Origin of the sequence: Companilactobacillus mishanensis, assembly GCF_003946505.1 — a bacterium.
Lineage (GTDB): Bacteria > Bacillota > Bacilli > Lactobacillales > Lactobacillaceae > Companilactobacillus > Companilactobacillus mishanensis.
Genome location: NZ_RHON01000013.1, coordinates 20,005 through 28,330 on the forward strand (window position 1 = coordinate 20,005; position 8,326 = coordinate 28,330).

The window sequence follows — 8,326 nt, forward strand, 5'->3', positions numbered from 1 at the left end:
AACGTGAACCTTTCAAACAAATATTTCTATATCGTTCGGGAATATTAATAATTTAATCATTTTATTGCTTGTATTCCTTATAGGAATCCATTAATCTTTGATTAATAAAGTCAAGAATTAATAAAGGAGTAATTTAAAAATGATGCCAAAAAAAGTTTCACGCGAATTTATTGATGAATTACCAAAAGCCGAACTTCACGTTCATCTTGAAGGAACTTTGGAACCTGAATTAAAATTGAAATTAGCTAAGAAAAATCATATCGATATTGGACAGACAACCATTGAAGATGTTGAAGAATCCTACCATTATGATGATCTTGCATCATTTCTAGCAGTCTACTATCCAGGAATGGCCGTATTACAAACTGAAGAGGACTTCTATGAACTTGCAATAACTTACTTACATCACGCAGCAGCCGATGGTGTACGTCACGTGGAAATGTTTTTCGATCCACAAGCACATCTAGTTAGAGGAATTCCCCTGCACACAGTGGTCGATGGATTTTACCAAGCCTGTGTTGATGCCAGAGCCTTTGATATAGATGCACACCTAATAATGTGTTTTCTACGAGATATGTCGGCCTTATCCGCCAGTGACCTATTACAGCAGGCACAGCCGTTCAGAAATAAAATCCTAGGAATAGGATTAGATTCAGACGAACATCACAATCCCCCACTAAAATTTGCCCAACCTTTCAGCGCAGCAATTGCCCAAGGATATCGAATAACAATGCACGCAGATGTTGACCAAGTCGACTCGATTGAACATATAAAACAAGCATTAGAAATAATCAACGTTGAAAGATTAGACCACGGAACCAACATCGTAGAAGATCAAGATTTAGTAGACTGGGTAAATAACATTCACTTAGGATTAACATCTTGTCCACTATCAAATGATTTCATCAGTGGCGATCTAAAAGGAAAAGAAATCATCGAATTGTTAAACGAAGGTGTAAAGGTATCAGTAAATTCTGACGACCCAGCATATTTCGGCGGTTACATAGCAGATAACTACGAGGCATTGGCTGCAGAATACAAACTAAAGCCAGAACAAATAGTCCAACTAGCAAGAAATTCTTTTGAAACATCTTGGATCAGCGACAAACAAAAAGCAATTTACCTACAACAAATTGATGACTTCGTAGAAGACTTCGAATAAATCAAAAATAATAATAAATATCAGTGCACACAAAAAGAGGTTGAAAATATTAATTGTTCAACCTCTTTTTAATTTATCTGATTAATGAATCAAAGTTAAGTATCACTATTATCAAGAAAGATAATACTTACCTAGATGTAGAGGAAAAATCGATTTCGGCTCAGTAGCTATTTGTTACTTAGTCGAGGAACTCGGCTTAGTAACAGGTGCAGCTTGAAAACTTTTCGTATTATGAAAAGATTCCAAGTGTACCAGCTACGTTCCAGCCGTGAAATCGATTTTTTCTCGGAATCGGCAGCAAAACCACCACTATGCAGCTTTCGCAGCAGCTTGGCTAATCCGAATAGTACCGTCAACCAAATCAGCACGCAAATCCTTAACATCAATATTATCCAAATAGAATTCAGCAACCTTGTCACGGATCTGTTGCTCGATAACACGACGTAAAGGTCTTGCACCCATAGCCTCGTCATAACCTTCGTCGATCAACCATTCCTTAGCTTCAGGACTGATCTTCAAAGTGATATGTTTCTTAGCAAGATTTCTATTCACATCGTCAATCAATAAATCAACGATAGAATTCAAGTCTTTCTTTGAAAGGTGACTGAATTCAACAATTCCATTGAATCTATTCAAGAATTCAGGACGAAAGTATGGAGCTAATTTGTCCATCAGTTTTTCATCTTTATTACTGTCATTACCGAATCCGGCATTTGATGTAGCAATAATAATTGTGTTCTTGAAGTCGACCACATTACCTTGCCCATCAGTCAAACGACCATCATCCATAACTTGTAACAATAAAGTTAAAACTTGTGGATTTGCCTTTTCAATTTCATCCAAAAGGACGATTGAATAAGGATTACGTCTTACTTGTTCAGTTAATGTGTTTCCATTATCTTCGTATCCAACATAACCAGCGCTAGTACCGATCAACTTAGATACAGCCGTTAAATCAGAATATTCTGACATGTCCAAACGAACGATTGCTCGCTTACTACCGAACATATCACCAGCTAATTGTTTAACTAATTCAGTTTTACCAACACCAGTTGGTCCGACGAATAAGAAACTACCGATTGGGCGATTACCTTCATCGAATCCAGCACGGTTACGACGAATGGCACGAACCACCATGTCAACAGCTTCGTCTTGTCCAATAACTTTACTCTTTAGTCTGTCTCCCATTCCCTTGAGTCTTTCTATATCAGAAGTGCCCATTTGAGAAACAGGAACACCAGTTAATCTTTGGACAGATTCAGCAATGTCATTGATCGTAGCGACAGTTTCTTCAGGCTCAGCGTCGCCACTATTGAGTTTTTTATTGATATCCTCAATCTTTTTCTTCAAACTGGCAGCTTTTTCGAAATCTTCTTTTTGTGCGGCAGATTCTTTATCCGCTTCAGCTTGTTTCAAATCTTTTTCCAAACTTACTTTATCAGTAACTGGATGTTTGGCTGCCAAATGTGCGGCTGTCATATCAATCAAATCGATAGCCTTATCTGGTAAAGATCTTTGAGGTATGTATTGAACTGAGTAATCCACAGCTGCCTGCAAAACATCGTCAGGTAATTTTACGTGATGATGTTGTTCATATGCGCTACGGATACCTTTCAAAATTGCTACTGAAGCTTCTTTACTAGGTTCATTGATTGTAACATCGTTGAATCTTCTTGCTAAAGCGCCATCCTTCATGATGGTGTTACGATACTCGTCTTGAGTTGTAGCACCAATTACGGACAAATCTCCACGACTTAACGCAGGTTTAATAATATCCGCCAAACCTTTACTACCATCTTCGCCACCAGCAGCTCCGGTTCCAATAATTTGATGGATCTCATCGAAGAATAGAACTACATTGCCAGCCTTCTTGACCTCTTTGATCAAGTTCTGCACGTTTTCTTCAAATGAGCCACGATATTGTGTTCCAGCCTCTAGTGATGATAAATCGACTGAGATTATTTCTTTGTCTTTGATGGCTTCAGGAACGTCACCTTTAACGATGGCCTGAGCTAATCCTTCAACGACAGCAGTTTTACCGACACCAGCGTCTCCGACTAGTATTGGATTATTCTTGGTACGTCTGCTCAATATCTCTGCAGTTTCTTGAATCTCCTTATCACGTCCGATAACTGGATCAAGTAAACCATCACGAGCTTCTTGAGTTAAATTACGACCAAGTTTATTTAAAATATCTTTTTGTTTTGGTTGTTGTTGATTACTTTCTACTGGTATTTCATTACCAGCAGTTCTTGCTTTTTGATATGCCGCTAATTCTTCAGGTGTCAATTCTTTACCGTTAACATAATATTTAGTTCCGGCACTTCCTTGATTATTTGCACCCATTAATCTGTTAAAAATTTCATCCATGTCATTGTTTGAGAATGGATCGTCGTTCCAAAATGATCTAGCCATATAAAAGCCTCCCTCACTTTAGATAGTGCGTCTCCAATTCACGTAATACGCGCCACATTTCGACGTCTTGTGCCTTGGCGATCGCATCTATATCTCTAATGTTTAATGATGTGGCGGACGATTGTTTCTTGTTGAAGGATTTGTGGAGCGTGGTGTAACCATAGCCACTCTTCTTTGAAATTATATAAATAGTTAATCCGTTATCCTTCAAGTACGATTTGATATCTATTTCCATGATGCTATCCTCCACAAATAATAGTATAGCACATCTGTGATATATTACAAGTGTGACATACCACAGATGTGAAATAATTCTGATAAACTTATTATACAGTTTTTTGTTAGAATGTGAGTAACGATATTTATAAAACGATGGTGGCAATATGAAAGAATTATTGAAGACAATGGATCGGCTTAGTAAAATTTATGAACAATTTGATTTACTGGATTTTCGTGCACACAAAGCAATTCCATTAACATTCAACAAAAAAGATAGTAAAAAGTTGCTCCCTCAAAATAAGCGGCTTTATTTCAGTTATCAATATTTGGATGCTGAAAAGACACGACTAACAAATGTTTTGTTAAATCAGGCAATCGACGTTAAAGATAAGATTTTTCAACAAAATCCTGAGCTTCATCCCAAATTGATTGAAAAAGGTTTAAAACTCAAAAATATTGACGAAACACACAAAAAAAATTCTCTATCGATGCCCCGTCGTAATCGTAAAATCAACAAATTAAAGCAACTCATCGCTTTGATAGACGATGAGAGTCTATCGCTTTGCCGTGGATATCTTACTCAAATGAAAGTATTGATCCACGCCCATAAAACTGAATTGTCACCAAAAAGAAACGAACCATATGTTGCTGAAGAATTATTAAAGAGTTTGGATTTTCGAACTGATCTGATGCAATTTGATTATGACCGATACTTATATGAAGACTTTGAACCAGAAAGCTTTTTGAAATATCTTATCTATCAACAAGTTCAACGTATCCCTAGTTTTGTAAAATCATATGATGCAAGAGATATTGTCCCAGAGGCCGGTGAATCTGGTTTTTCAGGAATCGCCTATGTGGTAACTATTGACGATATAAGTGAATGCTACGTAACTTTCAAAGGTACTGAGGCAGATATGGATTATACCGAAAGTTCCAGAAGTAAGCGTATGGAAAAATTCATCTTGGAAGGTTATAAAGACTGGAATTACAACGTCAATGCCATCTTGATTGGTAATGAGATCGGCTTAGATCAAATGAATGCCGCTCAAAAATTCATGGATTATCTAACAGACGTCGTTCCCGAAAACTGTAAGATGTATGGATTAGGCCATTCACTTGGAGGCCATTTCGTTCAAACTCTGCAACTCATATCCAACTGTTTTGATATGGGATATACGCTCAATTCCGCCCCTATTCAGCTTAAACAAGTGAAATTACTCAAACCAGATTTGATTTCAGATAAAAATTGGGAACGATTATTTACTCTGACGGAAGATAAAACAATCACCACTGCATTGAATAACGAAATAAGAAAGTTACTTCCGAGAGAATATCCAGAGATAATCAATGAGAGCTTCCAACAAGACCTGACTCAAATATTTTATGAACTGCCATATACCATCTGGATCGGCCAAAAATGGGAATATAATTTTAGTGAATGGAAATATCCTTTTAAAATTCATCCTAGACAATATCTGGATTCTGGAGAAATCAATTCTTACCAAAAATTGTTTGGGGAGTTTTTTGCAAGAACTCAAAACGATACGACTGGCCGTCAAATTCTCAGGTCAGGAATCTCATTTGCCTGGGACAGAATGCAGTTGCTCAGGCGTGATATTGACAAGCCTGAAACTGCACGGTATTTCTTCGACTACTCAAATTACCTGTATAAATCGGGAATATTTAAGGATGAACCTCAAGACGTAAGTAAATACTTTAATGAAGATACTGAATCGAGTGTCTGGAAGAGTTCACGTCGAGAATGGCCATTTTTACGTAGTCTAAATCGAGATATGTTGGAACTATCGATTTATTTCCATATTATTTATGGGACTAAACACTTTCTAAAAAAGAATCCAAGAGTAAAAAAATAACAGCCATTTGGCTGTTATTTTTAGTTTGAGATAAGTTCTAAGAACAAATGGATTTTGGCATTGACCTGTCTTACAACATCAGAATCTATTCGCTTATGATTTCTGATAATTAACTCATCATAAATTGATTTTTGAATTATTGAAATAATTATTTCTGCTAAATTAACAAAATCTGCCTCAACTAAAATTTCAAACATGTCCAAGGTTTGCAAACCTGATGCTAGATTCTTAACGTTTTCATCCATCAAACCAGATATCCAATTTGATTGTTCAGCAGTTAAAATGTTGCGTTCACGAACGGTTATCAAAAATGATTGATAATTATTTTTTTCATTAAAAATGGCAACAATTTTGGAATTGAACTTGATCAACCTTTGTTCCAAATCTTCAACTGAGTCAAGTTTACTGAAATCTGCTCGGATTATGCCAATTCGACTAACGGTACCTTCTTTAACGATCGTATCGAGAATTTCACGTTTCCCATTAGGAAAATAATAGTAAAGTGAGCCATCAGATATACCAACAGTTTTATTTATTTCTCTAGTGGTTGTCGCTTCATACCCCTTTTTATAAAACATCCCTTGGGCAACGTTTAAAATATCATTTCGCTTTGCATCGCTCTTTTTCATGTATCCCCCTGTATTTTATAAAATTCCTACAGTTTGAAGTATCAAGTAAATATTCAATAGAATCAAGACTATAGTTGCAAACCAGGAAGTATATTTGACCCAGTTTTTATTTGCAAACTCACCCATGATTTTTTTATCACTGGTAAATAGTACCAATGGGATGATTGCAAATGGTAATGCAATACTCAAGAAAACCTGTGACATCGTCAGTAGATTTTCAATTTTTGCTTCACTACCATGGTAATAAATTGCGAATATCAAAACTGGTGTTACTGAAAGTAATCTAGTCAAAAGTCTCTGTGCCCAAAGTGGCATCTTGAGTCTGATAAAACCTTCCATGATAATTTGACCAGATAATGTACCAGTGATGGTCGAACTTTGTCCTGATGACAACAGTGCGACTGCGAAAAGCATGCTCAACAATGGACTGGCAATTGCACCGACGATTTGTTTATTGCTTAAAGCGTTGAATAAATCAACGAAACGTCCTAGTGAACTGTTTGTTCCAAAGAACAATGCTGCACCCAAGATCAATAACAAACTGTTAACGACAAAAGCAATTATCAACTGAATATTTGAATCAATAGTTGAAAACTTAACAGCTCTGGCAACATCTTTTCTATCGTTACGGTCAACTCTTCTTGTTTGAGAAATTGATGAACCTAAGTACAAATCATGAGGCATTACCGTCGCACCAACGATACCCAATGATAAGTAAAGCATTGAATGATTTGTATAAATTGAATGTGTTGGAACATATCCGTTCAAGATACCTAGCGTATCTGGTTTTGCTAAAACTACTTCGTATAGGAAAACTAATAAAATAACTGCAACCAAAGTTGCAACGATGGCTTCGATTTTTCTAAAGCCTAGTTTCATTAGGACTAACAACAGCAAAACATCTGCTGCAGTGATAATAATACCCATAATAAGTGGAATATTGAAAAGTAGTTCTAGAGCGATACCAGAACCGATTATTTCAGCGATATCAGTGGCCATAATTGCAAGTTCAGCAATTATCCATAAAAGGATACCCATGCGCTTAGAAGTGCGCTCACGAGTTAATTGTGCGAGATCCTTTCCAGAAACTATTCCTAATTTTGCTGCCATTGACTGTAACAACATGGCTATCAAACTAGAGATCAAAACTACTGAAAGTAACTTGTATTTAAATTGCGAACCACCTGCAATCGAAGTGATCCAGTTACCAGGATCCATGTAACCCACAGCAATTAAAATTCCGGGTCCGGTAAATGTTTTAAGAGTTTTCCAGAAACCTGAATTTTCAGGAACCTCTATACTACCGTTTAATTCGTCAAGACTCTTACTGTTAGCAACAGCCTCTTCACGTTGTTGTTTCGTAAGTGCTACTCTATCTGCTTCTTGCATAATAGAACCTCTTTTCTATTGGTTTAGAAATTCGGCGACTCCATAAATTATTGCTTATGATGTAATCTCCGCATGTCTTCGGTAATTGAGCGTACGCTTAAATCATGCATATCTTATTGGAACAGGCAATTGTATGAATAAGTTGAGCGTGCGCTCAATTGACCATTGATATAATATCATTTATTTCATAAAAATACAGTACTTTTTAAAATAAAAAAAGCTTGGATTTTCATCCAAGCTAAAATCAATTATTCTACGACTACTTTCATACCGCTAGGAACCTTTGAATTGATCCACTTAGCGTCAGGAATAGTTAATCTAACACAACCATGGCTAGATGGAGTTCCTAGTTTTTCAGCTTCACTTTCGACATAGTTTCCAGCTTTGTCAGTTGGCACCGTGTGGAAAAGATAGACTCCCCAATCTTTAAAAGAGGTCCAATAGTTTGCACCCTCGTCAGATGAAGTGAACCCCATTAATTGGAGTTTATTTTAAATTTTATTCGTCTAATCACAATATGTGATTAGACGATTTTTTGTTTATACGAAAGTCTCATCTCATTTGGGGTTAACCAGTTGTTGGATGATCTGATTCGTTTCGTATTGTAGTAACGGATCCAATTGTCTATTGCACTT

The 8,326-nt window shown here is 36.5% G+C and carries 7 protein-coding genes and 1 pseudogene; 2 read left to right on the forward strand and 6 right to left on the reverse strand.

Annotation, left to right across the window (positions count from 1 at the left end; translation table 11 throughout):
* The first annotated feature begins 142 nt into the window (after positions 1–142).
* Entirely contained in the window at positions 143–1,162 is a 1,020-nt protein-coding gene (add, locus tag EKM63_RS10530; protein ID WP_125706457.1) for an adenosine deaminase, read from the forward strand.
* 309 nt (positions 1,163–1,471) lie between these two features.
* On the opposite strand, the gene EKM63_RS10535 is transcribed toward add, so the two are convergent.
* Positions 1,472–3,577 (reverse strand): ATP-dependent Clp protease ATP-binding subunit, encoded by a 2,106-nt coding sequence (locus tag EKM63_RS10535; RefSeq protein WP_125706445.1) that lies wholly within the window; start codon positions 3,575–3,577, stop codon positions 1,472–1,474.
* Between the two features lie 13 nt (positions 3,578–3,590).
* Positions 3,591–3,812: a transcriptional regulator gene (locus tag EKM63_RS10540; protein ID WP_125706447.1), complete on the reverse strand. Its 222-nt coding sequence runs from the start codon at positions 3,810–3,812 to the stop codon at positions 3,591–3,593.
* 148 nt (positions 3,813–3,960) lie between these two features.
* Between EKM63_RS10540 and EKM63_RS10545 the strand changes: the two genes are divergently transcribed.
* Positions 3,961–5,673 (forward strand): DUF6792 domain-containing protein, encoded by a 1,713-nt coding sequence (locus tag EKM63_RS10545; protein WP_125706449.1) that lies wholly within the window; start codon positions 3,961–3,963, stop codon positions 5,671–5,673.
* 20 nt (positions 5,674–5,693) lie between these two features.
* Here the strand turns inward: EKM63_RS10545 and EKM63_RS10550 are convergent, their stop codons facing one another.
* From EKM63_RS10550 to EKM63_RS11620, 4 genes and pseudogenes are all read right to left on the reverse strand, one after another.
* A complete protein-coding gene (locus EKM63_RS10550) occupies positions 5,694–6,302 on the reverse strand; it encodes a TetR/AcrR family transcriptional regulator (protein ID WP_125706451.1) in 609 nt (202 codons plus the stop codon).
* A gap of 15 nt (positions 6,303–6,317) precedes the next feature.
* Positions 6,318–7,691, reverse strand: a complete 1,374-nt coding sequence (locus EKM63_RS10555; RefSeq protein WP_125706453.1) for an Nramp family divalent metal transporter — start codon at positions 7,689–7,691, stop codon at positions 6,318–6,320.
* A gap of 248 nt (positions 7,692–7,939) precedes the next feature.
* Positions 7,940–8,155, reverse strand: a pseudogene (locus EKM63_RS10560) (L,D-transpeptidase); the annotation flags it as partial.
* Between the two features lie 59 nt (positions 8,156–8,214).
* Entirely contained in the window at positions 8,215–8,319 is a 105-nt protein-coding gene (locus EKM63_RS11620; RefSeq protein ID WP_404825342.1) for a hypothetical protein, read from the reverse strand.
* Between the last annotated feature and the right edge of the window lie 7 nt (positions 8,320–8,326).